The sequence below is a fragment of the Pantoea sp. EKM10T genome (assembly GCF_011800685.1).
Classification (GTDB): Bacteria; Pseudomonadota; Gammaproteobacteria; order Enterobacterales; family Enterobacteriaceae; genus Pantoea; species Pantoea agglomerans.
Map to the genome: position 1 here is coordinate 1 of NZ_JAALEU010000009.1, position 26,747 is coordinate 26,747.

24 protein-coding genes are annotated in these 26,747 nt (G+C 54.7%); 12 read left to right on the forward strand and 12 right to left on the reverse strand.

Annotated features, from left to right (window positions below):
• The first annotated feature begins 298 nt into the window (after positions 1-298).
• On the forward strand, positions 299-1,195 hold the full coding sequence (locus HFD95_RS16720) for an alpha/beta hydrolase (RefSeq protein WP_022623984.1): 897 nt from the start codon (positions 299-301) through the stop codon (positions 1,193-1,195).
• A gap of 1,111 nt (positions 1,196-2,306) precedes the next feature.
• Positions 2,307-2,699, forward strand: a complete 393-nt coding sequence (locus HFD95_RS16725) for a helix-turn-helix domain-containing protein (protein WP_236352054.1) — start codon at positions 2,307-2,309, stop codon at positions 2,697-2,699.
• A gap of 284 nt (positions 2,700-2,983) precedes the next feature.
• Here HFD95_RS16725 and gorA read toward each other — a convergent pair whose 3' ends face one another.
• Complete coding sequence (gorA, locus tag HFD95_RS16730; RefSeq protein WP_167430522.1) at positions 2,984-4,336, reverse strand: glutathione-disulfide reductase; 1,353 nt, start codon at positions 4,334-4,336, stop codon at positions 2,984-2,986.
• Between the two features lie 128 nt (positions 4,337-4,464).
• Between gorA and rnz the strand changes: the two genes are divergently transcribed.
• Positions 4,465-5,376, forward strand: a complete 912-nt coding sequence (gene rnz, locus HFD95_RS16735; protein WP_022623987.1) for a ribonuclease Z — start codon at positions 4,465-4,467, stop codon at positions 5,374-5,376.
• Here rnz and HFD95_RS16740 read toward each other — a convergent pair.
• Both HFD95_RS16740 and HFD95_RS16745 read right to left on the reverse strand, forming a co-directional pair.
• The gene (locus HFD95_RS16740) at positions 5,373-6,191 is read right to left on the reverse strand and encodes a CPBP family intramembrane glutamic endopeptidase (RefSeq protein ID WP_167430559.1); all 819 of its coding nucleotides are present in this window, start codon (positions 6,189-6,191) and stop codon (positions 5,373-5,375) included. The two genes, rnz and HFD95_RS16740, sit on opposite strands and share 4 nt — an antisense overlap.
• Positions 6,192-6,251: 60 nt before the next feature.
• Positions 6,252-7,094, reverse strand: coding sequence for a 23S rRNA (adenine(2030)-N(6))-methyltransferase RlmJ (locus tag HFD95_RS16745; protein WP_008926315.1), 843 nt, complete (start codon positions 7,092-7,094; stop codon positions 6,252-6,254).
• A 430-nt stretch (positions 7,095-7,524) separates the two neighbouring features.
• Between HFD95_RS16745 and prlC the strand changes: the two genes are divergently transcribed.
• Together prlC and rsmJ are read left to right on the forward strand one after the other, a co-directional pair.
• Entirely contained in the window at positions 7,525-9,567 is a 2,043-nt protein-coding gene (prlC, locus tag HFD95_RS16750) for an oligopeptidase A (RefSeq protein WP_167430523.1), read from the forward strand.
• Positions 9,568-9,575: 8 nt separating this feature from the next.
• Positions 9,576-10,322, forward strand: a complete 747-nt coding sequence (rsmJ, locus tag HFD95_RS16755) for a 16S rRNA (guanine(1516)-N(2))-methyltransferase RsmJ (RefSeq protein ID WP_167430524.1) — start codon at positions 9,576-9,578, stop codon at positions 10,320-10,322.
• 50 nt (positions 10,323-10,372) lie between these two features.
• On the opposite strand, the gene uspA is transcribed toward rsmJ, so the two are convergent.
• On the reverse strand, positions 10,373-10,810 hold the full coding sequence (gene uspA, locus HFD95_RS16760) for a universal stress protein UspA (protein WP_010253396.1): 438 nt from the start codon (positions 10,808-10,810) through the stop codon (positions 10,373-10,375).
• A gap of 416 nt (positions 10,811-11,226) precedes the next feature.
• Here uspA and uspB point away from each other — a divergent pair, with 416 nt between their 5' ends.
• A complete protein-coding gene (gene uspB / locus HFD95_RS16765) occupies positions 11,227-11,562 on the forward strand; it encodes a universal stress protein UspB (RefSeq protein WP_010253393.1) in 336 nt (111 codons plus the stop codon).
• Positions 11,563-11,599: 37 nt separating this feature from the next.
• On the opposite strand, the gene pitA is transcribed toward uspB, so the two are convergent.
• Positions 11,600-13,102, reverse strand: coding sequence for an inorganic phosphate transporter PitA (gene pitA / locus HFD95_RS16770; RefSeq protein WP_010253391.1), 1,503 nt, complete (start codon positions 13,100-13,102; stop codon positions 11,600-11,602).
• A gap of 243 nt (positions 13,103-13,345) precedes the next feature.
• Here pitA and HFD95_RS16775 point away from each other — a divergent pair, with 243 nt between their 5' ends.
• The gene (locus HFD95_RS16775; protein WP_010671506.1) at positions 13,346-14,530 is read left to right on the forward strand and encodes an NAD(P)/FAD-dependent oxidoreductase; all 1,185 of its coding nucleotides are present in this window, start codon (positions 13,346-13,348) and stop codon (positions 14,528-14,530) included.
• A 5-nt stretch (positions 14,531-14,535) separates the two neighbouring features.
• On the opposite strand, the gene HFD95_RS16780 is transcribed toward HFD95_RS16775, so the two are convergent.
• Positions 14,536-15,522 (reverse strand): aldo/keto reductase, encoded by a 987-nt coding sequence (locus HFD95_RS16780; RefSeq protein WP_010253389.1) that lies wholly within the window; start codon positions 15,520-15,522, stop codon positions 14,536-14,538.
• Between the two features lie 292 nt (positions 15,523-15,814).
• Here HFD95_RS16780 and HFD95_RS16785 point away from each other — a divergent pair, with 292 nt between their 5' ends.
• Together HFD95_RS16785 and HFD95_RS16790 are read left to right on the forward strand one after the other, a co-directional pair.
• Positions 15,815-16,012, forward strand: a complete 198-nt coding sequence (locus HFD95_RS16785; RefSeq protein WP_010253388.1) for a hypothetical protein — start codon at positions 15,815-15,817, stop codon at positions 16,010-16,012.
• Between the two features lies 1 nt (position 16,013).
• On the forward strand, positions 16,014-16,841 hold the full coding sequence (locus tag HFD95_RS16790; protein ID WP_010253387.1) for a hypothetical protein: 828 nt from the start codon (positions 16,014-16,016) through the stop codon (positions 16,839-16,841).
• A 58-nt stretch (positions 16,842-16,899) separates the two neighbouring features.
• Here HFD95_RS16790 and HFD95_RS16795 read toward each other — a convergent pair whose 3' ends face one another.
• Positions 16,900-17,919, reverse strand: coding sequence for a LacI family DNA-binding transcriptional regulator (locus HFD95_RS16795; RefSeq protein ID WP_010253385.1), 1,020 nt, complete (start codon positions 17,917-17,919; stop codon positions 16,900-16,902).
• Between the two features lie 228 nt (positions 17,920-18,147).
• On the opposite strand from HFD95_RS16795, the gene HFD95_RS16800 reads away from it, so the two are divergent.
• On the forward strand, positions 18,148-18,825 hold the full coding sequence (locus tag HFD95_RS16800) for an SDR family oxidoreductase (protein WP_022623996.1): 678 nt from the start codon (positions 18,148-18,150) through the stop codon (positions 18,823-18,825).
• Between the two features lie 15 nt (positions 18,826-18,840).
• Here HFD95_RS16800 and HFD95_RS16805 read toward each other — a convergent pair whose 3' ends face one another.
• Positions 18,841-20,229 (reverse strand): sugar porter family MFS transporter, encoded by a 1,389-nt coding sequence (locus HFD95_RS16805; RefSeq protein ID WP_010253379.1) that lies wholly within the window; start codon positions 20,227-20,229, stop codon positions 18,841-18,843.
• Between the two features lie 271 nt (positions 20,230-20,500).
• Here HFD95_RS16805 and HFD95_RS16810 point away from each other — a divergent pair, with 271 nt between their 5' ends.
• Positions 20,501-21,160, forward strand: a complete 660-nt coding sequence (locus HFD95_RS16810) for an epoxyqueuosine reductase QueH (RefSeq protein WP_022623997.1) — start codon at positions 20,501-20,503, stop codon at positions 21,158-21,160.
• On the opposite strand, the gene HFD95_RS16815 is transcribed toward HFD95_RS16810, so the two are convergent.
• Positions 21,161-21,661 (reverse strand): helix-turn-helix domain-containing protein, encoded by a 501-nt coding sequence (locus HFD95_RS16815; protein ID WP_124890388.1) that lies wholly within the window; start codon positions 21,659-21,661, stop codon positions 21,161-21,163.
• A 344-nt stretch (positions 21,662-22,005) separates the two neighbouring features.
• On the opposite strand from HFD95_RS16815, the gene HFD95_RS16820 reads away from it, so the two are divergent.
• Positions 22,006-23,028: an alpha/beta fold hydrolase gene (locus HFD95_RS16820; protein WP_167430525.1), complete on the forward strand. Its 1,023-nt coding sequence runs from the start codon at positions 22,006-22,008 to the stop codon at positions 23,026-23,028.
• A gap of 26 nt (positions 23,029-23,054) precedes the next feature.
• On the opposite strand, the gene HFD95_RS16825 is transcribed toward HFD95_RS16820, so the two are convergent.
• The 3 genes from HFD95_RS16825 to proP all read right to left on the reverse strand — a co-directional run bounded on the left by HFD95_RS16825 (position 23,055) and on the right by proP (position 26,738).
• Complete coding sequence (locus HFD95_RS16825) at positions 23,055-24,023, reverse strand: diguanylate cyclase (RefSeq protein ID WP_010253370.1); 969 nt, start codon at positions 24,021-24,023, stop codon at positions 23,055-23,057.
• 103 nt (positions 24,024-24,126) lie between these two features.
• Positions 24,127-25,104: a porphobilinogen synthase gene (gene hemB / locus HFD95_RS16830; protein WP_010671515.1), complete on the reverse strand. Its 978-nt coding sequence runs from the start codon at positions 25,102-25,104 to the stop codon at positions 24,127-24,129.
• A gap of 128 nt (positions 25,105-25,232) precedes the next feature.
• Complete coding sequence (gene proP, locus HFD95_RS16835; protein ID WP_010253365.1) at positions 25,233-26,738, reverse strand: glycine betaine/L-proline transporter ProP; 1,506 nt, start codon at positions 26,736-26,738, stop codon at positions 25,233-25,235.
• Between the last annotated feature and the right edge of the window lie 9 nt (positions 26,739-26,747).

The window sequence follows — 26,747 nt, forward strand, 5'->3', positions numbered from 1 at the left end:
CGTCAAAGCCGAAGGTACCGCGTGAGCGGCGCGAGGACGGCCCGGCAGCAGCAGAGGTGCTCAGGCCCGCACTGCGGCTCGCTCGCCCGGAAAAAAGCTGCCACGTTTGACCGTGACAGCCTTTACAAATCTAATCTTAACTGATCAGCATTACGCCTGGCGGGCGCGTTTTTTTATGGCTTTTCAGGGGCCATTGCGTACATAATCGCCAGCCATGGCACCCGACTTGCATCTGTTGATTCTACTGCAGCCTGCCGCAACGGTTTGCTCACTCTTCTGGTATCACATAACAGGCATTATGATTACGCGTCGACGCTTTATTCTCGGCACGGGAGCGCTCGGGCTCTCCATGACCACCGGCAAAATATTTGCCCGCGATGACATTATTCCCCTCTGGCCGGACGATCCGCCCGGCGGCGGCGGCCCATCGGGCCAGTTGCATATTAACAGCACCGGTTCCTGGTCAAATATCGTCAGCCCGGCGATTCAGCGCTTTAAACCGGAAAATCCGAATGGTGAAGCGGTATTAATTGCAGCGGGTGGCGGTTATCGCTGGATCGGCATGGGACGCGAAGCCTGGCCGGTCGCGCGCTGGCTCAATGCCAATGGCTATACCGCCTATGTGCTCAGCTACCGGCTGCCGCATGAGAAGTGGCAGGCGGGGCGGCTGGCACCGCTGCAGGATGCGCAGCGTGCCATCCGGCTGGTGCGATCCTTTGAGCGCAAGGTGCATGTGCTGGGCTTCTCGGCAGGTGGGCATCTGCTGGGGCTGGCGGCGGCGCGTCCGGACTTTGAATCCTATCCGGCCATCGATCCGCTGGATGAAGTGGTGCCCAAAGTCGACAGCGTGGGTCTGATCTATCCGGTCATCACCCTGGAAGCGCCTTATCAGCACACCAATACCCATCTGATGATGGTCGGCAAAAATGCCACGCCGCAGGATGAGGCGAACTGGTCAGTGCAGAACTACGTAACCCGGCAATATCCGCCGACGTTTCTGGCGCAGGCCGAGGACGATCACACCTCAAATCCGTTTAACACCGAGCTGATGCGCGACACCTGTCGCCGTAATCGTGTGCCGGTTGAGCTGATTCAGATCAGCAAAGGCGGGCATGGCTTTGGCCTTGGCAAGGCGGGCACGCCAGCGGCGTTATGGGATCAGGCTTATGTTCGCTGGCTGGATCGCGTGAGCTGAGTTGCACTGGCGCGGTGCACGACTGCACCGGGGGATCCGTTCTCCCCCTGCCTGGCGCAAGGTCACCAGATCGAAGGTGGCCTTTTGTCCCGGTCCCGGTTAATGCTGCGCCCTCTGCCATCTTAAATCTCCCAATCCAGACCCAGACCCAGCCCCTCAATATTGATATCAGCGGACTATGCTGACAGGTCACGGCGCATTAATAACTCATTCTTATTTATCACGTTAACGAGGGTGTACGGAGCTAAGGGGCACTCACGCTTATTTCTGACTCTGTATACAATAAGATGAAAATCTCCTGCCGTTAGTACGGTACAAAATAGCTAAATAAGGACGCTTTAATAATTATCTTAATAAACAAACGGATCTGATTGATTCCCGGGCAAAGAACATTCCTATCTCATATCTTTTGCTTCTGTTTTTCCGCCATTACTTTGCTTTTTCCACCGATATATTGCCAGTTGATACAGATCAAAAATTGGCCAGAAATATCAGGTCTTATGGATTATAAAAAAACTAATGAAAGCGTTGAAGCGGGCGTGTTCGGATGACGCAATCGTCTTTCAATCCAAAGCGATTCTTCTTTTAAGCTTTATTTTGGCTGATTCTGCTACAGATGGCCGTGATAAAACCCGTAAGTTTTGAACTAAAATAAAAATCCCACTTTATTGTCTTCGTTAACGTTAGATGATTTCATAACGGCTACGCATAAGATGAGGCAAATCAGACAGCAATCCATCCTGGTCAGTTTATCGGTGGTTTCTGATTTAACTAAGAAATATTTAAGTTTTTCTTGCCGGCGATAATAAGCAACAACATCTTATTGCATTCTGTCGGATGAGTATTAAGGTCAGTCTGCTTCTCCGCCAGAACAGACTTATTTATTATTACTTTTTATTAACGATGTGGCGAGGTGGATAGCCAGGATTTTAACACACAACAAAGGGTTATATGCATGACGATCATCGAGGCATCGCTATTACAGACCAGGAACAATGGAAAGGCGTGGCCAGGGCTGATTAAAAAGTGATGTACAAATAATGAAGGGATGTTTTTTAAATACCTGAATAAAAGTTATTATCTTGTTTTCATCATTGTTCTGGAGAACCTCATGCTACCGGGTAATGAAGTAAATTTTATTGGCTATCTTATTGAAGGGAACGTGGTTTATTTACACAAGACAAAGCGACTAATTTGTCTGAATGGGTATGGTGAAGATATCATCCTGAGAAAAACCATGTCGCACGTATTAGAGTATCTTTTTGAAAATGCCACCGTCGATGTTGTCACGGATTCGGAACTGATGGAGAACGTCTGGGATAAACATGGACTGAGTTCTTCTACGCAGCGGGTCTGGCAGGTTATGTCTAATTTAAAGTCGAAGCTCTTTTTTCTGGGTTTAAGTGATGATGTGATCCTGAGAGTTTCGAAGAAAGGCTATCTCCTCAAAGGCGACAGCGTGGAGAGGTTATTTAGCAGTCGTATCACTTCAAACATTCATTAAGCACAGCGATAAATTCACTAACGATAATCCTGTGGAAATGGACGCCGGGACTGTGAATATAATCGGTAGTCATTAAATAATTTCATATGTAAATGGATTTAATTACTGTCGGTTCGGTTTTTCCGCTGTTAATCAGCCTGGCTCTTGCTGGGTGTTGAAAATATGAAGAGAAACGCAGGTTTTACATTTCGCGTCAGCGGGCGCATTAATTTTCGTTGAGCGCAGTTGCAGGAAAAAACTGGCCCTGATGACCAGTTTTTCCCAATAGTATTTTGTTAGGGGAATTAACGCATCGTCACAAACTCTTCCGCTGCGGTTGGGTGGATCGCGACAGTGTTATCGAAGTCCTTTTTAGTGGCACCCATTTTCAGCGCCACAGCGAAGCCCTGCAGCATCTCATCCATGCCGAATCCGATACCGTGAATGCCGACAATCTTCTCATCTGCACCCACACAGACCAGCTTCATGCGACACGGCTGACGATGCTGGGTTACCGCAGTGTACATGGCGGTAAATGACGATTTATAAACCTTCACCTGGTCGTCGCCATACTGTTCCCGTGCCTGCGGCTCGGTCAGTCCCACGGTACCAATCGGCGGATGACTGAACACCACCGTCGGAATATTGCTGTAATCCAGATGCTCGTCCGGTTTGTTGTTAAACACACGCTCAGAGAGACGACGGCCCGCCGCGACCGCAACCGGCGTCAGCTCAACCGCACCGGTGTTGTCGCCCACGGCGTAGATGCCTGACACATTGGTGTTCTGGAATTTATCGACTTTGATATAGCCTTTGTCGTCCAGCGCGACGCCAGCGGCGTCAATATTCAGGGTATCGTTGGCGGGCTCGCGGCCAATCGCCCAGACCAGGCAATCCACGGTATATTCGCTGCCGTTTTCCAGCTGCAGCGTCAGACTGCCATCGCCGTTTTTAATCACAGCTTTTGGAATAGATTCGGTGTGCAGCGCCGGGCCTTCGCTGTTCATCACTTCGACCAGCGTTTCGGTAAGCAGCGGATCGAAGCTGCGCAGCGGCGCGTGTTTACGGACGAACAGATGCGTTTCCGATCCCAGCGCGTTAACCACGCCAGCCAGCTCAACCGCAATGTAGCCTGCGCCGATGACCGCAGTGCGTTTTGGCAGCGCGTCCAGCTCAAAGAAACCGTCGGAATCAATGCCGTACTCTGCACCCGGAATAGAAGGGTGGACCGGACGACCGCCGGTGGCGATCAGAATATGGTTAGCCGTGATAATCTCGCCGTTGACTTCAACGCTGTGCGCATCGACAAAGCGGGCAAAGCCTTTGATCACTTCAACTTTGTTTTTACCCAGCACGTTGTCATAGGAGTTGTGGATGCGATCGATGTAGGCGCTGCGGTTTTTCACCAGTGTGGCCCAGTCGAAGCGATTCACGGTGGTGTCGAAGCCATAATCCGGTCCGTAGAGATGGATCGCTTCGGCGATTTGCGCGGCATGCCACATGATTTTCTTCGGCACGCAGCCCACGTTCACGCAGGTGCCGCCCAGCTCTTTCGCTTCAATCAGGGCACATTTCTGGCCATACATAGCCGCACGGTTAATTGAGGCGATGCCGCCACTGCCGCCGCCAATGGCGAGATAGTCGAAATGTCGGGTCATTGAAGTATCCATCCGGTTGCATAAAAAATTGGGGTTGAGTGTAACGCTGCGGGTCGAAATGACGCAAAGTTTGCGCCTATGATTGTAATAGGGTTCTGTTTTTTCACTCGCTTACAGGGAAGCATACCATGCACCTTACTTTTCTCGGCACCGGCGGCGGTGCTCCCAGCCTGCAACGTAACGTCACGTCTATTGCTTTTACCCGCGCGCTGAGTGGTGAAACCTGGCTGTTCGACTGCGGGGAAGGCACACAATTACAGTTTATGCGCTCCAGCCTCAAACCGGGCAAGCTGGATAAGATTTTTATCACCCATCTGCATGGCGATCATATTTTCGGGCTGCCGGGATTACTCACCAGCCGGTCAATGGCCGGGCTGACCACACCGATGACGGTCTATGGCCCCAGGGGATTAAAAACCTTTGTTGAGACGGCGCTGTCGATCAGCGGCTCTTACACCGACTACCCGCTGACCATCGTTGAGATTGAGGCGGGCTGGACGCTGGACGACGGTGAGTTTCGTATCAGCGCCTGGCCGCTGAGCCATCCGGTGGAGTGTTTTGGCTATCGCATTGAACAGCATGATAAACCCGGTTTGCTGGATGCTGCGCGGCTGAAAGCGGAAGGGGTGCCACGCGGCCCGTGGTTTCAGCAGCTGAAGCAGGGTGAATGCGTGACGCTGGAAGATGGGCGGGTAATCAACGGTGCTGACTATCTTGGCCCCGCGACACCCGGCAAAACGCTGGCCATCTTTGGCGATACGGCACCTACTGAGGTCGCGCTGCAACTGGCGGCCAATGTTGATGTGATGGTGCATGAAACCACGCTGGAGGCCGCGATGGTGGAAAAAGCCAACGGGCGCGGGCACTCCACCACACTGCAGGCCGCCGAAGTGGCAAAACGCGCCGGAGCAAAACGGCTGATCGCCACCCATTTCAGTTCACGCTATCTGGCAAAAGACATGAACCGCCTGCTGGCGGAGTGCCAGACGATTTTTCCCTGCACCGAGCTGGCCTGGGATCTGGCGGTTTTTAACCTCTAATGATGCAGTGCGGGATAAGTGAAAAACAGCAGATGGGTCAGGTTAAGGCCAAAATGCAGGGCGGTCGCCAGCCATAAGCGGCCGCTCCAGTGCCACGCCAGCCCATATAACAGCCCGGCCAGGGTGGCGAAGATCACCAGCAACAGGCCGCCGCTCAGATGCACCAGACCAAACAGCAGCGCGCTCAGTAACAGCGCCGGGATGCCGCCCACTACCTGCTTTAATCGCTGCTGCAGATAGCCACGAAACAGGGCCTCTTCCGCCAGCGAAACAAAGAACAGGTTGGCGAGCATAAATGGGCCCAGCCAGTCCGGTGTATGTCGCTCAAACGCTAATCCGCCCAATAATACCGCGCAGTACAGCAGCAGCGGAATGGCGGCGATCAGCGCCAGTGCGGCGGGTAGTCGATAGCGTGGTGGCGTGGCAGGCGCGCGAAACAGCGTCGGCAGGCAGGCCAGCAGTACAAAAGGAATAAGCGCTTTATCAAAGTTAAACCCGAAGCTGAAAGGCACGCTGTGCGGTCCGGCCTGCACATCCTCTGCCTTAAGGGGATTATTAAAGCCTGGAAAAAGATGGAGGAGCAACCCGATGGCGATCAGCACCAGCAGCGCTTCGGTCACTATTTGTCGTCGATGATGGTCACGGTCATAAATACGGAGTGCCACCACAGCGGCGGTGCCGGTAAACAGCAGCAGCACCGGCCACGCTAACACGTCCTGATAAAAACCCAGCAGTGTGGCGAGCGCCAGTAATAATAATGCCAGCCGTCGGGCCGGTTGCAGCGCGGCCAGCGCGCCAGCCAGTATGATCCACATGGTAAAGACCTGGTACAACGCCGCCGCACCGGTAGTGAGCGGCGTAGAAGACAAAGAGAGTTATTCGGGTACGATCTGGTTAACCGCGTAGTGGCCGGTACCCGTCGGAACCAGTTTCTGGTGCAGCCACGGCAGCAGGGTATTCATCTGCTGGGCCAGCTTCCACGGCGGGTTAATCACGATCATGCCGGAGGCGGTCATGCCGCGCTGATCGCTGTCCGGACGGGCCGCCAGTTCGATTTGCAGAATATTGCGAATGCCGGTCGCTTCCAGGTCGCGCAGCATATGTTTGATCTGCTGGCGTAAAACCACCGGATACCACAACGCAAAGACGCCGGTGCCAAAACGTTTATGGCCTTCCTGAATCCCTTTCACCACTGCCTGGTAGTCGCTTTTCATCTCATACGGCGGATCGATCAGCACCAGACCGCGACGTGACGGCGGTGGCAGTTTCGATTTTAACTGCTGATAACCGTCGGCACGATCGACGCGGGCACGGTTGTCTTTGCTGAATTCGTTACGCAGCAGCGGATAGTCGCTGGAGTGCAGCTCAGTGAGTTGCAGTTTGTCATCTTCACGCAGCAGATGGCGGGCAATCAGTGGCGAACCCGGATAGTAGCGCAGCGTGCCGCTACGGTTCAGCGCACGAATCGCATCAAAATAGGGTTGCAGCAATTCCGGCGCATCGGGCTGCTGCCAGATACGTGAGATGCCTTCCAGATATTCACCGGTACGCTCGGCGTGCTCGCCGCTAAGCTGATAGCGACCTGCGCCCGCATGGGTATCCAGGTAGAAAAACGGTTTCTCTTTCTCTTTCAGCGCCGTGATGATCAGGCTCAGAACGGTGTGCTTCAGCACGTCGGCGTGGTTGCCAGCATGGAAGCTATGGCGATAACTCAGCATTGTTTATCCTGTTGAATGTATAAGGTTTTAATTGATGGAAAATCAATTTATACCAATTATTACCTCACGTATTACCCACAGAACGACGCACAGCAACCGACGCAGGAAAAGCATGAGAATCCGCGATTATATCAGGGATGACCTGTTGATGGGCCAGAAGCGTGATAACAAATCGGGATTACCGCAAGCCGCTCAGGGCGGGGCGTGTGGTTCCCGGCACGCAGTCACGGAAAGCGACCGCAAATCTTCCCCGACGCGCCAGCCAGCATCATGTGCATGAGATAAAAGCGTGCATCTTCCGTGCTGCTATTCGCGCGTTTCTTCCCCACCTCATCCTGGCTGCCATTGATTTTCGCTACACTAAGCCGCATGTTACTTAGATTGCGTTGCGCGACCCGCTGCGCCCCATACATCTATAAAGGACTGCGCTATGACCAATCCGCTACTGACATCTTTTACGCTACCCCCTTTTTCTGCCATTAAGCCTGAACATGTGGTGCCTGCCGTGACGGAAGTGCTGAGCCACTGTCGCGCAGAAGTCGAAAAAGTCGTGGCGCAGGGTGCGCCGTATACCTGGGATAATCTGGTTCAGCCGCTGGCGGAAACTGACGATCGCCTGAGCCGTATCTTCTCACCGGTCAGCCACCTTAATGCGGTGAAAAACAGCCCGGAGCTGCGTGAAGCCTATGAGCAGACGCTGCCGCTGCTCTCTGAATACAGCACCTGGGTTGGTCAGCATGAAGGGCTCTATCAGGCGTATCGCAACCTGAAAGAGGGCGATCAGTACGCTGCACTGGATCTGGCGCAGAAGAAAGCGGTCGATAATGCCCTGCGTGATTTCGAACTCTCCGGTATCGGCCTGCCAAAAGATAAACAGCAGCGCTACGGCGAAATCGCCGCGCGCCTCTCTGAGCTGGGTTCGGCTTACAGCAACAATGTGCTCGATGCCACCATGGGCTGGAGCAAGCTGATTACCGATGAAAGCGAGCTGGCCGGTATGCCGGAAAGCGCGCTGGCGGCGGCTAAAGCACAGGCTGAAGCCAAAGAGCAGGAAGGCTGGCTGCTGACGCTGGATATCCCAAGCTATCTGCCGGTCATGACCTACTGCGACAACGCTGCGCTGCGTGAAGAGATGTATCGCGCCTATGCGACGCGCGCCTCCGATCAGGGTCCGAACGCCGGTAAGTGGGATAACGGCCCAATCATGGCGGAAGAGCTGGCGCTGCGTCACGAGCTGGCACAGCTGCTGGGCTTCGACTCCTACGCCGATAAATCGCTGGCGACCAAAATGGCGCAAAGCCCGTCCCAGGTAATCGACTTCCTTAATGACCTGGCGGAACGCGCCCGTCCGCAGGGTGAAAAAGAGCTGGAGCAGCTGCGCGCCTTTGCCCGTAAAGAGCACGGCGTGACCGAGCTTAATCCGTGGGATCTCACCTATTACGGTGAAAAGCAGAAGCAGCATCTCTACACCATCAGCGATGAGCAACTGCGCCCTTACTTCCCGGAAGAGCGTGCGGTCGCCGGTCTGTTTGAAGTGGTGAAACGCATTTACGGCATCACGGCGAAGCAGCGTAACGACGTTGAGGTTTATCATCCTGACGTGAAGTTCTTCGATCTGTTCGATGAAACCGGCGAACTGCGCGGCAGCTTCTATCTCGATCTCTACGCCCGCGAACATAAACGTGGCGGTGCCTGGATGGATGACTGCGTCGGCCAGATGCGTAAAGCCAATGGCAGCCTGCAGAAGCCGGTTGCCTACCTGACCTGTAACTTTAACCGTCCGGTGAAAGGCAAACCTGCGCTGTTCACCCATGATGAAGTGATCACCCTGTTCCATGAGTTTGGTCACGGCCTGCATCACATGCTGACCCGTATCGAAGCGCCTGGCGTCTCCGGTATCAGCGGTGTGCCATGGGATGCAGTGGAACTGCCAAGCCAGTTCATGGAGAACTGGTGCTGGGAACCGGATGCGCTGGCCTTTATCTCGGGCCACTTTGAAACCGGCGAACCGCTGCCGAAAGAGCTGCTGGATAAAATGCTGGCGGCGAAGAACTATCAGGCTGCGCTGTTTATCCTGCGTCAGCTGGAGTTCGGCCTGTTCGATTTCCGCCTGCACACCGAGTTTAATCCGGAGAAAGGCGCACAGATTCTGGAAACCCTGCGCGAAGTGAAAAGCCGCGTGGCAGTGGTTCCGGGTCCGGAATGGGGCCGTTTCCCGCACGCCTTCAGCCACATCTTTGCGGGTGGCTATGCGGCGGGTTACTACAGCTATCTGTGGGCAGACGTGCTGGCGGCGGATGCTTACTCCCGCTTCGAGGAAGAGGGCATCTTCAACCGTGAAACCGGCCAGTCATTCCTGGATAACATCCTGACGCGTGGCGGTTCTGAAGAGCCGATGGAGCTGTTCAAACGCTTCCGTGGCCGTGAACCGAAGCTCGATGCGATGCTGGAACATTACGGCATTCAGGGATAAGTCGGTTCGTGAAAATCTGTTTGATCGATGAATCAGGCGCCGGAGACGGCGCCTTATCACGTTTAGCGCAGCGCTGGCAGCTGGAGCATGATGAAGACGCACTGCTGGCGCTGGTGCAGACTCCGACGCACCTTGAACTGCGCAAGCGTGATGAGCCAAAGCTGGGCGGTATTTTTGTTGATTTCGTCAGCGGCGCAATGGCACATCGCCGTCGCTTCGGCGGTGGACGCGGCGAAGCCGTTGCCAAAGCGGTCGGCATCAAAGGGGGTTATCTGCCGGATGTGGTCGATGCCACCGCCGGGCTGGGACGTGATGCGTTTGTGCTGGCGGCGCTGGGCTGCCGGGTGCGAATGCTGGAGCGTCATCCTGTTGTCGCTGCGCTGCTGGAAGATGGATTGCAGCGCGGGTATCAGGATGCGGAAATTGGCTCCTGGCTGCGCGATCGCCTGACGCTGATTCACGCGGCCAGCGCACAGGCGCTGGGGGATATCACGCCGCCGCCAGATGTGGTCTATCTCGATCCGATGTATCCCCATCGCCAGAAAAGTGCGCTGGTGAAAAAGGAGATGCGGGTGTTTCAGTCGCTGGTGGGGCCGGATGAAGATGCTGACGCATTACTGGAACCCGCTCGTCGGCTGGCGAAGAAACGCATCGTGGTTAAACGGCCAGACTACGCCCCGCCGCTGGCGGGTATTGTGACGCAGGCGGCCGTGGTGACCAAAAGCCATCGCTTTGATATTTACCCACCGCTTTAAAGCATAAAAAAGCCGGCGCAGAGCCGGCTTTATTCATTTATACGGCGAAATTACGCCTCGTCTTCATCGCGCAGCGGCACGATCAGCATGTCGATATGCACGGTGTTGATCAGCTGACGGGCTGAGGACATCAGCTTGCTCCAGAAATCCTGATGATGACCACATACTACAAGGTCAACGTCATATTTTCTGATCGCGTCAACCAGTACCTGGCCGAGGTCGCCACTGCCGCTCAGCGTCTCACTGATCGGGTAGCCCGCCGCATCTGACAACCCTTTCAGCGCCGCATGCGTCTCTTCAGAGATACGCTTCTGCATATCCCCTAAGTTGACATCAATCAGGCCGGTGTAGAGGTCGGAGTAATTGACATCAACGTGAATCAGGGAAATTCTGGCATCGTACGGACGAGCCAGCGAGACGGCCTTATCCACCAGCAACTGGCTTTCGGGAGAAAGGTCTACTGCAATCAGGATATGTTTATAAGCCATGATAAAACTCCTTTCACGAGGTTAAGGATGGCATCCGGTGTTCCTGCCGCGTCACAGCTTAGCGAAATCCCTTGCGCGAGCGGGCGATGAGCGCCACCAAAGTGTCTACCTGCATTGCAGGTGATGATGTTGTTATGTCCTCAGTATAGCCTTCTCCCACTGTAAATGCTGCCGTTGCCGCCTGGCTTATGAATAAGATCAAGGCTATGCCAGATTTACTCGCGCTGAACGAAAATCATCGTTGGAAAAAATGTAAAGATTTCTCCTACACTGAAAAAAGGCGGTCCGATTCGCAACCGCTCAGGGGGTCGAAAAACTTTCGCAGTCCGGTGATTCAGTGGCTGGTTATTTCTGCAGGTGGACTCAGTGTCTGACGCTGGGCCTGTTGCTGCGATTCCAGCCGGGAGGGGGAGAATATGATCAGCACTATTGCGCTTTTTTGGGCGCTTTGCGTGGTGTGTATCGTGAATATGGCGCGCTATTTTTCATCCCTGCGCGCTCTGCTGGCGGTCTTACGCGGTTGTGATCCGCTGCTGTATCAGTATGTCGATGGGGCGGGTTTTTTCACCTCTCATGGCCAGCCGAGCAAGCAGGTGCGGCTGGTCACTTATATCTGGGCAAAGCGCTATCTTGATCATCACGACGATGAGTTTATCCGGCGCTGCGAGCGGGTGCGGGGGCAGTTTATGCTGACCAGTGCGCTGTGCGGACTGGTGGTCATCAGTCTGGTGGCGCTGGCGATCTGGCATTAAAAAAGGGCGACTTGCGTCGCCCTTTTTTTAGCTGGCATCACACCAGTTTTAAGGCAATCCAGTAGAGCGAACCTGACAGCAGAATACAGACCGGCAGGGTGAAGATCCACGCCATGGCGATGTTCTTGATGGTCCGGCTCTGCAGCCCGCCACCGTCGACCAGCATGGTACCGGCAACCGATGAGGAGAGGATATGCGTGGTGGAGACGGGCATGCCGGTATAGCTGGCGACGCCAATCGACAGCGCTGCTGTCACCTGTGCTGACATACCCTGCGCATAGGTCATGCCTTTTTTACCAATCTTCTCACCAATGGTGGTGGCAACACGACGCCAGCCAATCATGGTGCCGATGCCCAGCGCCAGCGCGACGGCCACAATAATCCAGATAGGCGCATACTCGATGGTGCCAAGCAGGTCGCTTTTCAGCTTATTGAGGAAGCGTTTGTCATCTGGCGAGGTTTCCTGCAGACGAGCCGCTTTATCGGCGGTATCGGAGATACACAGCAGCAGACGACGCATCTGACCGCGCTGATCAACCGTCAGCTGATCGTAGCTCTGCAGGTTATTCAGCAACACCTGCGCACCCTGTACCGCCTGTAATGCGCGCGCGCTGTCACAGTGGAACTCCTGCGGGCTGGTTGCTGGCACTTCTTCCGGCGTTGGCAGCTTAGGCGGTGCCATCTGGATGATATGGGTCAGCGAGGCGTTATGCTGCTGATAATACTGCTCCAGGTGATTGACTGCATCGCGGGTTCGCGTGATGTCGTAACCGGAGGCATTCATATTTACCACGAAACCAGCAGGTGCCACGCCAATCAGAACCAGCATGATCAGGCCGATCCCTTTCTGACCGTCATTCGCACCGTGGGAGTAACTCACGCCAATTGCCGAAACAATCAGGGCGATACGGGTCCAGAACGGCGGCTTTTTCTTGCCGTCGATCTTCTCACGGTCAGCAGGCGTCATATGAATACGCGCACGCTTTTTGGTATTGCTCCAGTAGCGACGCAGTATAAAGATTAAGCCGCCCGCCATCACCAGGCCGACAATCGGCGACAGGATCAGAGAAAGGAAGATGTTCAGCACTTTCGGGATGTTGAGCGCATCAACCACCGAGGTTCCGCTCATCAGGGCGTTGGTCAGACCGATACCGATAATGGCGCCGATCAGCGTATGGGAGCTGGAGGCTGGCAGACCGAGATACCAGGTGCCGAGGTTCCAGATAATCGCCGCCAGCAGCATAGAAAACACCATGGCGAGACCGTGAGCCGATCCAACGTTTAACAACAGATCGGTGGGAAGCATATGAACAATAGCGTAAGCGACACTCAATCCACCGAGCAGCACGCCAAGGAAGTTAAATACACCCGCCATGACCACAGCAAGCTGGGCACGCATGGCACGCGTATAGATGACCGTCGCAACTGCGTTGGCCGTGTCGTGGAAACCGTTGATCGCTTCGTAAAACAATACAAACAGCAGGGCAAGAACCAATAACAGGCTAGTACTGAGGTCTAGACCAGCAAACAGATGTAGCATAAACGTTACGCCATTTTTGGAGGACATGAACGCGGCGCATTATCCGCGACAACGTGCTGTATGGGAAAGGAAAATATAGCGCTAATTTAACCTTTCGATGTAAGGCGTAAGGGTAACTCAGAGAAAAAGGGTTAGATATTAGACAGATACAATATGACACATTTGCGGCATTTTTTTGTCGCTGGCGTCTCAGTGAGCAGATCACTACAATCTGCGCCTTTCCAGTTAAGTGAGCGAGTCGTAGTGGAACAGTTTGACGTTATCATCATTGGTGCCGGTGCCGCAGGGCTGTTCTGCGCCGCCCAGGCCGGGCAGCGGGGACGCCGCGTGTTACTGCTGGATAACGGCAAAAAGCCGGGACGTAAAATTCTGATGTCTGGCGGTGGCCGCTGCAACTTCACCAATCTCTACACCGAACCGGCGGCGTATCTGTCGCACAATCCTCATTTCTGTAAATCGGCGCTGGCGCGTTATACCCAGTGGGATTTTATCGATCTGGTTAACCGCCACGGTATCGCCTGGCATGAGAAAACCCTGGGCCAGCTCTTCTGCGACGACTCCGCCCAGCAGATTGTCGATCTGCTGCTGGCCGAATGTGACAAGGGCAATGTCACCCTGCGGCTGCGCAGTGAAGTGCTCAGCGTGGCGCGCGATGAAAGCGGCTATACCCTGCAACTTAACGGCAGCACGGTTCAGGCGGAGAAGCTGGTCATCGCCAGCGGCGGTCTGTCGATGCCTGGCCTGGGCGCCACGCCGTTTGGCTATAAAATAGCGGAGCAGTTCGGGCTGAGCGTCTTTCCGACGCGGGCGGCGCTGGTGCCCTTTACCCTGCACAAGCCGCTGCTGGAGCAGTTGCAGACGCTGTCAGGCGTCGCGCTGGAGACCACTATCGATGCGCAGGATGGCACCCGCTTCAAAGAGGCGATGCTGTTTACCCACCGCGGCCTCTCCGGCCCGGCGGTGTTACAAATCTCCAGCTACTGGCTACCCGGAGAATTCGTCACCATCGATCTGTCGCCTGCCACGCCGCTTGAGGCGTTTCTGACGGCGCAGCGTGAAGCACACCCTAATCTCAGCCTGAAGAACAGCCTGGCGAAAATCCTGCCGAAGCGTCTGGTGGAAGTATTGCAGGCGCTGAAGGTGGTGCCGGATATCACTCTGAAGCAACTTAACAGCAAACAGCAAACCGAGCTGGCGCAGACGCTGCACGCATGGCGCATTCAGCCAAACGGTACCGAGGGATATCGAACTGCTGAAGTGACGCTGGGCGGCGTGGATACCACACAGCTCTCCTCGAAAACGATGGAGGCGCGTGCGGTGCCGGGACTTTACTTTATTGGTGAAGTGGCTGATGTCACCGGCTGGCTGGGCGGCTATAACTTCCAGTGGGCGTGGAGTTCCGCCTGGGCCTGCGCCCAGGCGTTGTAAGGCGCTTACCAGCGCTGATGCACGTGAGGCGCGATCTTCTCCTGATAGATCTGCTTCAGCGCCGCCATCGTATCTGCAGAGAGCGCATCGACATCGCTGGCGCGGGCATTGGCTTCAGCCTGTTCGCGGTTTTTCGCGCCAGGGATCACTACGCTGACATCTTCGTTCATCAGGATCCAGCGCAGGGCAAACATCGCCATGGTGGTGTCGCCAGTGACAAAGCGGCGAATCTCTTCAACCGCCTCCAGCGCCACCTCATAAGGTACGCCGGAAAAGGTCTCGCCTTTATCGAACGCTTCGCCATTACGATTAAAGGTGCGGTGGTCGTCAGCGGCAAACACGCTGTCGGCACGCATTTTGCCGGTCAGCAGGCCCGACGCCAGCGGCACACGGGCGATGATCGCCACATCACGGCGTTTCGCTTCACGCAGCAGCAGTTCAGCCGGACGCTGGCGGAAAATGTTGTAGATCAGCTGAATTGACGAGACGTTTGGAAACTCCAGCGCCTTCAGACCTTCTTCAACTTTCTCAACGGAGACACCGTAGTGACGGATTTTTCCGGCAGCGACCATCTCATCCATCACCGCAAAGACGTCCGGGTTGTAGTAGACCTCGGTCGGCGGGCAATGCAGCTGCACTAAATCCAGCGTGTCGGTTTGCAGGTTCTCGCGTGAACGGTCAATAAAGGCGTTGAGGTTTTCAGCATTGTAACCTTCAGCCACATGTGGCGAGAGGCGACGCCCCAGCTTGGTGGCGACAAACGGACGTTCACCGCCGCGCTGATTCAGCACCTCTGCGATGATTTTTTCGGAACGGCCATCGCCATAGACATCGGCGGTATCAATAAAGGTAATGCCCGCATCCAGCGCAGCATTCAGCGCGGCTTTGGCATCCTCCATGCTCACTTCCCCCCAGGTTCCGCCAATGGCCCATGCGCCAAAGCCAATTTCGGAGACGCGCTGACCGGTACGGCCCAGTGTTCGTAGTTTCATGCAAACATTCCTCGATGCGTTTCAGACAGGGTGACAGAAAGCGGCTAACCAATGAGCTTAGCGCTTCCTGGCAGAGAGGCGATGTGACGTCGTTGCAGACCTGCACGGTAAAAATACGATGCTGCTACGCCATGCTGCTGGTTACGTTGAAGATTTCAGCGGAAAACGGCATGGGCAAGGTGACTACCGCTTCGCTAATTAATTGATTTTAAGAAATTTCACCCGAAATTAAACAGGCGAGAGTGTGGATTCGGTCACATACTTCAATTTTAAGGCCAACAAGTGGATCGCTATGTTTAAATTTGTTAAGTCGGTCTTTGCCAGTCCGGATAAGTTTCTGCAGATCATGACCCGTCAGGATATCAACGACTCGATCGCTGAAGGTGAGCGCATCATTATTGATGAAAACGGCAATATCTCGGTCAACACGCTGAGCGAGGAAGTCCATGAAGATTTTGCCCGCCACGTGAATACGTTAAAGGGAGTGTGAGGTGGGTACCGCAATATTTATGGTGTTGATGGTCAGTGGTTACTGGTACACCAGCCGTGATTTGAACAGCCGCTTTAAAATCCGTCGTTCGTCGGGCTGGGATGTCTATTTCCTGGTCGCGCTTTACGGTTGTATTTTCGTCCTGCAGGGTGTGTTTGCGACCGGTATCATCTGGCTGGTGCTGCTCTGTATCTCCGGCATCGCCAACGCCGTCCAGATGATCCCCGGCGTCCACCTGAAGTGGCAGGTGGAGTTTATGAACTGGAGTTTCCTGGGCATCCAGGCTCCCGTGGTGATCATGCTCACCTTTGCCATTCTTCTCTGCCTTTACCGCTCAAACTGGGCAGGCAGTGCACGACTGAACGTCTCCGGTCGTAAAGACCTCTATCAGCAGCTGTCACGCTCTAATGGTGTGGAGCAACTGTTATTTCAGTGCATGGAAGAGGGCGAACTGGCGTGGATTACAATGAAGTCGCGCCGCATTTACATCGGCATGATTCATGCTTCGACTTTTGAATATGAGAGCACCAAAAATATCGTGCTGATCCCGATGCTGAGCGGATATCGCGACAGCAAGACGCTGAAGTTGGCGGTGGAACATAACTACAGCAAGTGGTACGCCGAGCACGACATCACGCTCGACTCGAAACCCAAAGATGCGATGTCGTTCCGTAAAGTGATCATGGTTGACCAGATTGAGAGTCTGTCGCTGTTCGACCCGGCCAGTGCGGCTGCGCTTTCGATGGGACATCCGCAGGAAGTGGAGAAGAGCCAGGGTAATGACGATGCGGACAGCCCGGACGATAAAAGCCGGGATGCCGCGGGTTAATCGAGCCCGATCTGTTTCCCTTAATGACAGCGCTTCATCAGGGGAAACAGATTCCACCTCACACCATATTTTCCGCCGTAAACAGCCGAAAGGCCACTTTGCCCGCCTGATAGACATCCGGCTGATAGCCGGTTTCGAGATGACTCAGCATCAGATCAATCGCTAAACGGGCATGCTGCTGAGCATGCTGATCCAGGGTAAAGGCCACTTCATCGTTCAGCAGTAGCTGGCGGGTGACATCATAAAGCTCATGGGTGATGTAGGTGCATTTACCCAGCAGCTGGTGGGCGCGCAGGGTGTCGCTGACATCACTATTCCCCATGCCGGTGTTATAGACCCCTGCAATCGCCTGCGACGGACGCAGATGGCGAGCCAGTTCACTGCGGATGGTTTCCCGCTGATCCTGACCCGACAGCACTTCACGCAGATGACGCTGCGGCGCGCGCTGTTCCATGGCCTCACGAAATCCCGCGATGCGCTGACGATGGGCGCGGTAATCAAAACGGCCACTGACCATCAGAATGTCGCCGGGCTGGTTCACTGTCTTACTCATCAGCAGTCCGGCTGTGCGTCCCGCCTGATACTGGTCGATACCAACATGACACAAGCGGTCGGCATCGGGCAGATCGGTGACGATGGTGATCACCGGCACATTGCGGCTGCGGCATAGCGCCAGTGCCCGATAGATGGGCGGCGAGTCATGCGCAAAAACAATAATGCCGTCGCGGGTGCTGCTGCGGGCGATAATGCTTTGCGCCAGCTGCTCAGGCTGCGCTTCGGCCACCAGGGTTTTGTGCAGTTTCAGGCGGCGATAGCCAAGCTGACTGGCGACCTCGCTGAAATGGGTGGTGAGCTGCTGAAAAAAGGATGAGCCGTTATTGCTGAGGAACACCTCAATCTGCCACGGATGCTGGTACTCCTCTGGCAGCAGACGCTTCAGCCCCACTTCGCGCGCGGCTTTCAGGACTTTGCGGCTGGTCTCCAGGGAGACACCGCCGCGCTCATTCAGCACCCGATCGACCGTCGCAATCCCGACGCCTGCCATTTTTGCCACCACCTCTAAGGTGAGCTTTTTCATTCAGACTCCATGCGAAAATGGCAAATTGACTGCTGCCTGCCAGACTGTTTATCTCTTCTAACCGGTTAAAAGTAAAAGATAAAGCGATTTAATGATGGAAAACCATCAACAGCGCTACGCCGTGGGGTTTTACCTGCAGTGCGGTCGTCTGGCTAAAAAGCACAACTGGCCGCTGCCTGGGCAGATTTACCGTTAAGCTTGTGACGAGACAATCAACGAGGAATGAATATGGCTCAGCAAAAAGAGGTTCTGATTATTGGTGCTTCACGCGGTATCGGTCTCGCGGTGGCACAGGCCTTTGCCGATGAGGGCTGGCAGGTTACGGCCACGCATCGTAGTGGCATCCCGGAGCAGGGTAACCGGCCAGACATTCACTGGCATTCGCTGGATATGACTCACTCATCAGCGGTTCAACAGTTTGCCAGTCAGCTTAGTGGCAAGTCGTTCGATGCGATTCTGATTAACGCCGGGATTTCCGGGCCTGCGCACCAGAAAGTGTCGCAGAGTGACGATCAGGTGCTGGCGCAACTGTTCCTGACCAATGCGATAGCCCCGGTTCGCAGCGCAGAGATCCTGTTGCCGCTGCTGAAACAGGAAGGCGTGCTGGCGCTGACCTCATCTCAGCTCGGCAGCCTGAATGAAAATCCGGAGGCGCAGATGCCGATTTACTCGGCAAGCAAAGCCGCACTGAATATGCTGAGCCGCACGCTGACTCCGGCAGTGGAAGCGCAGAGCGGGACGCTGCTGACGCTGCATCCCGGCTGGGTGAAAACGGATATGGGCGGCGAGAGTGCGCCCCTGACGGCAGAAGAGAGTGCCGCCGGTATCGTCCAGCAGCTGATCCAGTGGCGCGGTCGCGGTGGTCATCACTATGTCGATTACGCCGGCCAGCAACTGCAGTGGTAGGCTGAAGCGGGGCGGTTACGCCCCGATGTCACGCAGCGCTTTACCCTTCATCAGATTGCGTTCAATGTGCTCCAGCGTCACATGTTTGGTCTCCGGTACCAGCATCAGCGTCAGCACGATAAACACCAGGTTGAGCGCGCCGTAGAACCAGAAGGTGTTGGCATTACCCAGTTGATCCAGCATGGTCAGGAAGGTGGCGCCAACAATCATATTGCCGACCCAGTTAGTGGTGGTGGAGGCGGTAATGCCGAAATCACGCCCTTTCAGCGGCTGAATCTCTGAACAGAGCAGCCAGATCACCGGCCCGGCCGCCATCGCAAAGCCGACGATAAACATCAGCAGCATCGCGACAGCAAAGTATTTGCGGAAATCTGTCTCAACGCCGATGTGCAACAGCGTTCCCAGCACGCCCATGCCAACCGCCATCACCAGAAAACTGGTGGTGAGCATCGGCTTGCGACCCCAGCGATCGACAAAGAAGATCGCAATCAGCGTGGCCAGCATATTGACCAGCCCGACAATCACCGTGCCCCACATCTGCTCACTGGTGCTGGAGAAGCCGGCGATGTTGAAGATTTTAGGCGCGTAATACATCACCACATTCATGCCGGTAAACTGCTGCATAACCTGTAGCAGCATACCCAGCCACACCGCGCGGCGGAAATTGCCATTAGAACGGAACAGCGACCAGCCGCGCTGCTTCACCTGCAGGCTTTCCCGGATCTCTTCCAGCTCCTCCCGGGCCTGTTCGCTGCTGTTACGCAGCCGATCCAGCACCCGCTGCGCCTCGTTAAAGCGTCCGTGCGCCGCCAGCCAGCGCGGACTGTTGGGCAGAAACAGCACGCCGATAAACAGGATCACCGCCGGAATGGCGATCACGCCGAGCATCCCGCGCCAGTTACCGCTGTAGCTGAACGCGGTGTCGGAGAGATAGGCCACGACAATGCCGGTGGTCAGCATCAGCTGGTACATCGAAATCATTGAGCCACGAATACGTTCAGGCGCAATCTCCGCCAGATAGAGTGGCGCGGTGTAAGAGGCGATCCCAACCGCCAGACCCAGCATCACGCGGGCACAGACCAGCGACTCCACATCCGGTGAGAAGGCTGACCACAGCGAGCCAATGACAAACAGCGTCGCGCCCGCCAGCATACTTTTCTTGCGTCCCAGCTTTGATGACATCCAGCCCGCCGCCAGTGCGCCCAGCGCCGCGCCAAACATCATCGAACTCACTACCCACTCCTGCTGATGGTTAGTGATCTGCAAATCCTTCGCCAGAAACGGCAAGGCACCTGCAATGACGCCGATATCCAGACCAAACAGCAGGCCGGACAGCGCAGCCATAAAACAGACGAACCAGGTAAAGCGGTTCTGTTGATTTCCCGATTTTTTTGCCGCGACCATGCGAGTCTCCTTGCGGGGGTTCTGTGTCAATATTGTTAATGTTATGTAAACATAGTCGATGCCAGTGTGGGGGCGATCACACTTCCGGCTATCACCGGTGCCACACAGCATTGCTGCGATAAGAAAGCATCAGAGATCAGCGGGTTGGTTCAGGAGAGGGAAACTGCGGCCGGGGCACGATTACGCAAAACAGGGCGCGTCAGGTCAGGTTTTGCAACTGCCCGCCTGCGGCATTACACTGCCGCTTTACTGCTATTGATTGAAGGTGCTTATGTCTGAACCTTTCCAGCGTCAGCCGCTGCCTCTGCCGGGCGGTCATAAAAAAGTCCTGCTGCACTCCTGTTGCGCACCCTGCTCGGGTGAGGTGATGGAAGCGATGCTGGCATCCGGCATTGAATACACGATCTATTTCTACAACCCGAATATTCATCCGCTCAAAGAGTATGAGCTGCGTAAAGAGGAGAATATTCGCTTTGCCGAAAAATTTGGTGTGCCGTTTATTGATGCGGACTATGACCGGGATAACTGGTTTGAGCGGGCGCGCGGCCTGGAGTGGTCACCGGAACGGGGTGAACGCTGCACCATGTGCTTTGATATGCGCTTTGAACGTACGGCACTCTATGCCCATGAGAACGGCTTTCCGGTGATGACCAGTTGCCTGGGTATTTCGCGCTGGAAAGATATGAAGCAGATTAACAGCTGCGGAGTCCGCGCAGCGGCGGCGTATCCGGATCTGATGTACTGGGATTTTAACTGGCGTAAAGGTGGTGGGTCATCGCGCATGATTGAAATCAGCAAGCGCGAGAGTTTCTATCAGCAGGAATATTGTGGCTGTGTCTATTCACTGCGCGACACCAATCGTCATCGCGTCACCCAGGGACGTGAGCGTATTCAGATTGGTGTGCAATATTATCAGCCGGATGAATCCTGATTAACCTATTTCGCGGAAAGCGTCTGATGGCGCATATCCGCGCGCTGAGCGCGTAACAGGCCGGACTGTTACGCCACAGCTCTGCTTTAAGCTTTCCGCCCGACCGTAACTGCACAGCGCACAGGGATCATCAACGTCGGCCAGCTGCTGCTTTGCCTCGTCCTTCATCAGACGTTTACGGCAGACGCTCGGCGTGCAACCCATAATCTGCTTAAAAGATCGGGTAAAAGATTGCTGGCTTTCAAAATGGTATTTCAGCGCCAGGCTGATGATGGGCGTGCGGCTGTTTTTTAAATCATGAACACTGGCGTTAAGCTTTTTCTTACGAATATATCGCGCCAGGGTTTCATTGTGATAACGGGCAAAAAGTTTCTGTAAATACCACTTAGAGTAACCCGCCTTTTCTGCAATATCATCCACGCTTAAACGCTGGTCCAGATTATTATTAATCCACTCCGTGATAGAGACGATCACGCTTTCGTTATATTTATTTTCGTTCATAGAACCCCCTGTTTGATTTAAGAAGATTCTAAAATATTTATCTTAATGTGCTTATTCTTTGCGTAAAGATTTTTCAGGATTTTAATCGTTATCTCTGAAGATATTCATTTGAAGGGGTGTTATTAATAAAAAAGATGAATTGTGATTAATCTGTTGGTAATTGTAGGTGAATGAATAAGTGATTCCGCGGGACAATAATCAAAACGAGGCGTGAGTCCGCAGCCAGGCTCACGGTTTACCTTGCCGGAGTCTCTGTAATCACGGCTATAGCACGGCACATCAATAGATTTTTGGCTGCGACATGCCAGGCTTACGGCTCACCTTTAACCTGGAGAACCCCCCGGATGAGCCCGACATACGCGCTGAAAAAACCGCTTGCCGCCTTGCTCACCTCGCTGGCGTTATTTGCTCATGCACCTGCCAGTGCCGCTGGTGTGTATGGCGAACAGCTGGAAGGATTTCAATACCCCTATCCGTTGCAGCATTTTGATTTTCAATCCCAGCAGCAGACGCTGAGTATGGGCTATATGGATGTGAAACCGGCGCAACGGGCCAACGGCGAAACCGTGGTGCTGATGCACGGTAAAAACTTCTGTGGCGCGACCTGGGAAGAGACCATTCGCGCACTCAGTCAGCAGGGATATCGCGTTATCGCGCCCGACCAGATTGGCTTCTGCAGCTCCACTAAGCCAGCCAGTTACCAGTATAGTTTTCAGCAGCTGGCAGATAACACCCATCAGCTGCTCACCCGACTGGGTGTGAAGAAGGCGGTGATTATGGGTCACTCCACTGGCGGGATGCTGGCAACACGTTATGCGCTGATGTACCCGGAACAGACACAGAAGCTGGTGCTGGTTAACCCGATCGGGCTGGAGGACTGGAAAGCCAAAGGCGCACCGTGGCGATCCGTGGATCAGTGGTATCAGCGCGAACTCAAACTCAGCGCAGAGGGCATTAAGAAGTATGAGCAGCAGACCTACTATGTCGGTCGCTGGAAACCCGAATATGACAAGTGGGTTGATATGCTGGCCGGACTCAACAGTGGGCCAGGGCACCAGAAGGTGGCGTGGAACTCCGCCTTAATCTACGACATGATCTTCACTCAGCCCGTATTTTATGAATTCGGCGATCTGAAAGTGCCCACCACGCTGATGATCGGCACCTCAGACACGACTGCCATCGGCAGTGATATCGCTCCGGCAGAGGTGAAAGCCCGGCTGGGTGATTACGCGGTACTGGGGAAAGAGGTCGCAAAACGCATTCCGGGGGCGCGCTTAATCGAATTCCCCGGTATGGGACACGCGCCGCAAATGGAAGAACCGGCAAAATTTAACCAGACGCTGCTCGACGATCTGGCGCGTCCCTGAACCGTCAGGCGCTGCGGCGCCTGACCTTAGATCGCCACGCGTTTCTGCTTTTTACTGAGGTACATCTGCTCATCGCTGTCGTGCAGCAACTGCTCCAGCGATTGCGGATGCGCCGCGTCAAACTCCACGACGCCGGACGAGAATTGCAGGCGGTAACGGCGGTTCAGACTGACTGATTGCTGTTGCAGATAACGGTCAAACTGCAGGAGCAGCGCTTCGCTCTGCTGCTGCTGCAGACCATTAAACAGCACCACAAACTCATCGCCGCCCAGACGGGCAAACAGATCCGAATGCTTGAACACCACTTTCATCGCATCGGCAAAGTCCATCAGCGCGCGGTCGCCTTCGCGGTGGCCCAGCGTGTCATTAATCTGCTTAAATTTGTCGAGATCGAGAAAGGTCAGGCAGGCGGGCCGGTTTTTCAGCCGGCACTCGTTCAGCACCATCTGTCCCAGCGTCATAAAGCCGCGACGATTGGTGATCTGCGTCAGTTCATCACAGGTGGCAGTCTGAAAGGCGACCAGTTCCGCTTCGGCCATGGCGGCCAGGTCGCGCATCGTGGCCTGATCCTCTTCATTAAACTGACGCGGTTCACGACCAATGATACAGAGGGTACCCATTTTAGCGCCGCCCGGTGCCCGCAGCGGACAGCCGGCATAAAAGCGGATATGCGGTTCGCCGGTAACCAGCGGATTATCATAAAAACGTTCATCTTCTGCGGCATCTTCAACGATCATGATCTCATCCTGCAGGATGGCATGACCGCAAAAGGAGATGTCGCGGGGCGATCCTGCGGGTTCATAGCCCTGAGCGGATTTAAACCACTGATGATCAGCTTCCAGCAGGCTGACTAACGCGATAGGAACGTCATACAGGCGGCGCGCCAGACGGGTTAAACGATCAAATCGTTCTTCCGCTGGTGTGTTCATTATGTTCAGCGCACGCAACTGCGATAAACGTTGTGCCTCGTCGGCAGCGATTTCAGGTGCTTTCATCACAGAGCCCTTTATTTTTTTAGCTCAAGCCAGGTTCTGGTGTTTGCCTTACGGCGAAGAAGAAGAGCGTGACATAGCCATCACGCTCTTTATAAGGAGGGGATCAGAGCACTTTTTGTTCGGCGAGATCAAGGGCGAAATAGCTGAAAATCAGGTCTGCACCGGCACGTTTAATCGCACCCAGGCTTTCCAGCACCACATTGCGTTCATCAATGGCACCAGCCTGAGCGGCAAACTTGATCATCGCGTATTCACCACTCACCTGATAAGCCGCCAGCGGCAATTCGGTACGTTCACGGATATCGCGCAGGATATCCAGATAAGCACCTGCCGGTTTCACCATCAGTGAATCCGCGCCCTGCGCCGCGTCGAGCAGCGATTCACGGATCGCTTCACGGCGGTTCATCGGATTCATCTGGTAGGTTTTACGGTCGCCTTTTAGCGCCGTTCCGGCCGCTTCACGGAACGGGCCGTAAAACGAGGAGGCGAATTTGGTGGAGTAAGACATGATGGCGGTCTGAGTGAAGCCCGCGGCGTCCAGTGCCCGGCGAATCGCCTCAACCTGACCATCCATCGCCGCTGACGGGGCGATGAAATCCGCACCGGCTGCTGCGGCAACGACGGCCTGCTTACCCAGGTTTTCCAGGGTAGCATCGTTATCGACGCCGTGATCACACAACACGCCACAGTGGCCGTGGCTGGTGTATTCACAGAAGCAGGTGTCAGACATCACGATCATTTCTGGCACGGTATCTTTGCAGATGCGGGACATACGTGCCACCAGACCGTTCTCGTTCCAGGCATCGCTGCCGGTGGCATCGGTGTGGTGCGAAATACCGAAGGTCATCACCGAGCGGATACCCGCTTTGGCGATGCGCTCAATTTCATAGGCGAGACGTTTTTCCGGAATACGCATCACGCCAGGCATCGCCTGAATCGCTTTGTAATCGTCGACTTCTTCTTCAACAAAGATGGGCAGAGCCAGATCGTTCAGGCTCAGTGAGGACTCCTGGAACATTTCACGCATTGAGGCGCTGGCGCGCAATCTTCTTGGGCGCTGGATAAGGGAATAATCAGACATTTTCATTCTTACGCAGGTGAAAAAAGTGACAACAGTTTACTCCCTTTGCCCGCGAGGGATGAAGGTTTGTGTGCGGTCAGGAGAGGGGGAAAAGAACTCTCCCGCCGGGCGGCGGGAGAGCAGAACGGTTACTCGTTGATATCCGGATGCTGCTGCACCAGGTTTTTACGTTTCGCTTCCAGACGGGAGATCTCTTCGTCGATATCTTCGATTTTGTGCTCGATGTTATCGTGATGTTCCTGCAGGATTTCGCGCGCTTCTTCCATATCAGAAGCCGCCGGTGTCGCGCCTTTCAGGGGCTTATTGGCAGTTTCTTTCATGTACAGACCGGTAATCAGACCAATCACTGCCACCACCATCAGATAGTAGGCTGGCATGTAGAGGTTATTGGTCGTTTCTACCAGCCAGGCGGCCAGCGTTGGCGTCAGACCGGCAACCAGTACCGAGATGTTAAACGCACTCGCCAGCGCACTGTAGCGGATGTGCGTTGGGAACATCGCAGGCAGTGAAGAGGCCATCACGCCAGTAAAGGCGTTGAGGATTACCGCCAGCAGCAGCAGACCACCAAAAATCAGTCCCAGTACGCCACTGTTGATCATCATAAAGGCAGGAATCGCGAAGATCATCAGGGCGATACTGCCGATGATGACAAACGGACGACGGCCGAAACGGTCACTCATCATGCCGATCATAGGCTGGACAAACAGCATACCGATCATGATGGCGATGATAATCATCACACCGTGGTCTTCGCTGTAGTGCAGGTTATGTGACAGGTAGCTCGGCATGTACGTCAGCAACATGTAGTAGGTGACGTTAGTGGCGATAACCAGGCCGACACAGGAGAGCAGGCTGCGCCAGTGTTTGGTCGCAATCTCTTTAAACGATACCTGTGGACCATCCTGCAGGCCTTCGCGGTCGCCCTGTTCCAGTTTGTCCACGTGCTGCTGGAATGCCGGGGTCTCTTCCAGCGCATGACGCAGGTAAAGACCGATAATTCCCAGCGGCAGCGCGACGAAGAACGGCAGACGCCAGCCCCACTCAAGGAAACTCTCTTCTCCGATAATGGAGGAAATCAGCACCACCAGGCCCGCACCGAGCACGAAGCCCGCAATCGAACCAAAGTCGAGCCAGCTTCCCATAAAGCCACGTTTACGGTCAGGCGAATATTCGGCCACAAAGATTGAGGCACCGGTATATTCACCGCCCACCGAGAAGCCCTGAGCCATCTTCGCTAACAGCAGCAGAATAGGTGCCCAGATGCCGATGGAGGCGTAGGACGGTATCAGGCCGATACAGAAGGTACTGACCGACATGATGATGATGGTGATGGAGAGGATTTTCTGACGACCATATTTGTCGCCCAGCATACCGAAGAACAGTCCACCCAGCGGGCGAATCAGGAAAGGAACAGAGAAAGTGGCGAGCGCCGCTATCATCTGAACGCCCGGTGAAACGTCCGGGAAAAAGACCTTACCCAGCGCATAGGCCACAAAGCCGTAAACACCGAAGTCGAACCACTCCATCGCGTTGCCCAGAGAGGCCGCGGTGATGGCTTTACGTAAACGGGTATCATCGATGATAGTCACATCATCGATCCCAATTGGTTTTACACGCTTCCTACGCAATTTCATAGAATTACC

Bases quoted from the DNA above. Each gene is read 5' to 3' on its own strand.
- HFD95_RS16720 (WP_022623984.1), top strand. From the start codon at position 299: ATGATTACGCGTCGACGCTTTATTCTCGGCACGGGAGCGCTCGGGCTC.
- HFD95_RS16725 (WP_236352054.1), top strand. From the start codon at position 2,307: ATGCTACCGGGTAATGAAGTAAATTTTATTGGCTATCTTATTGAAGGG.
- gorA (WP_167430522.1), bottom strand. From the start codon at position 4,336: ATGACCCGACATTTCGACTATCTCGCCATTGGCGGCGGCAGTGGCGGC.
- rnz (WP_022623987.1), top strand. From the start codon at position 4,465: ATGCACCTTACTTTTCTCGGCACCGGCGGCGGTGCTCCCAGCCTGCAA.
- HFD95_RS16740 (WP_167430559.1), bottom strand. From the start codon at position 6,191: ATGTGGATCATACTGGCTGGCGCGCTGGCCGCGCTGCAACCGGCCCGA.
- HFD95_RS16745 (WP_008926315.1), bottom strand. From the start codon at position 7,094: ATGCTGAGTTATCGCCATAGCTTCCATGCTGGCAACCACGCCGACGTG.
- prlC (WP_167430523.1), top strand. From the start codon at position 7,525: ATGACCAATCCGCTACTGACATCTTTTACGCTACCCCCTTTTTCTGCC.
- uspA (WP_010253396.1), bottom strand. From the start codon at position 10,810: ATGGCTTATAAACATATCCTGATTGCAGTAGACCTTTCTCCCGAAAGC.
- uspB (WP_010253393.1), top strand. From the start codon at position 11,227: ATGATCAGCACTATTGCGCTTTTTTGGGCGCTTTGCGTGGTGTGTATC.
- pitA (WP_010253391.1), bottom strand. From the start codon at position 13,102: ATGCTACATCTGTTTGCTGGTCTAGACCTCAGTACTAGCCTGTTATTG.
- HFD95_RS16780 (WP_010253389.1), bottom strand. From the start codon at position 15,522: ATGAAACTACGAACACTGGGCCGTACCGGTCAGCGCGTCTCCGAAATT.
- HFD95_RS16785 (WP_010253388.1), top strand. From the start codon at position 15,815: ATGTTTAAATTTGTTAAGTCGGTCTTTGCCAGTCCGGATAAGTTTCTG.
- HFD95_RS16795 (WP_010253385.1), bottom strand. From the start codon at position 17,919: ATGAAAAAGCTCACCTTAGAGGTGGTGGCAAAAATGGCAGGCGTCGGG.
- HFD95_RS16800 (WP_022623996.1), top strand. From the start codon at position 18,148: ATGGCTCAGCAAAAAGAGGTTCTGATTATTGGTGCTTCACGCGGTATC.
- HFD95_RS16805 (WP_010253379.1), bottom strand. From the start codon at position 20,229: ATGGTCGCGGCAAAAAAATCGGGAAATCAACAGAACCGCTTTACCTGG.
- HFD95_RS16810 (WP_022623997.1), top strand. From the start codon at position 20,501: ATGTCTGAACCTTTCCAGCGTCAGCCGCTGCCTCTGCCGGGCGGTCAT.
- HFD95_RS16815 (WP_124890388.1), bottom strand. From the start codon at position 21,661: ATGAACGAAAATAAATATAACGAAAGCGTGATCGTCTCTATCACGGAG.
- HFD95_RS16820 (WP_167430525.1), top strand. From the start codon at position 22,006: ATGAGCCCGACATACGCGCTGAAAAAACCGCTTGCCGCCTTGCTCACC.
- HFD95_RS16825 (WP_010253370.1), bottom strand. From the start codon at position 24,023: ATGAAAGCACCTGAAATCGCTGCCGACGAGGCACAACGTTTATCGCAG.
- hemB (WP_010671515.1), bottom strand. From the start codon at position 25,104: ATGTCTGATTATTCCCTTATCCAGCGCCCAAGAAGATTGCGCGCCAGC.
- proP (WP_010253365.1), bottom strand. From the start codon at position 26,738: ATGAAATTGCGTAGGAAGCGTGTAAAACCAATTGGGATCGATGATGTG.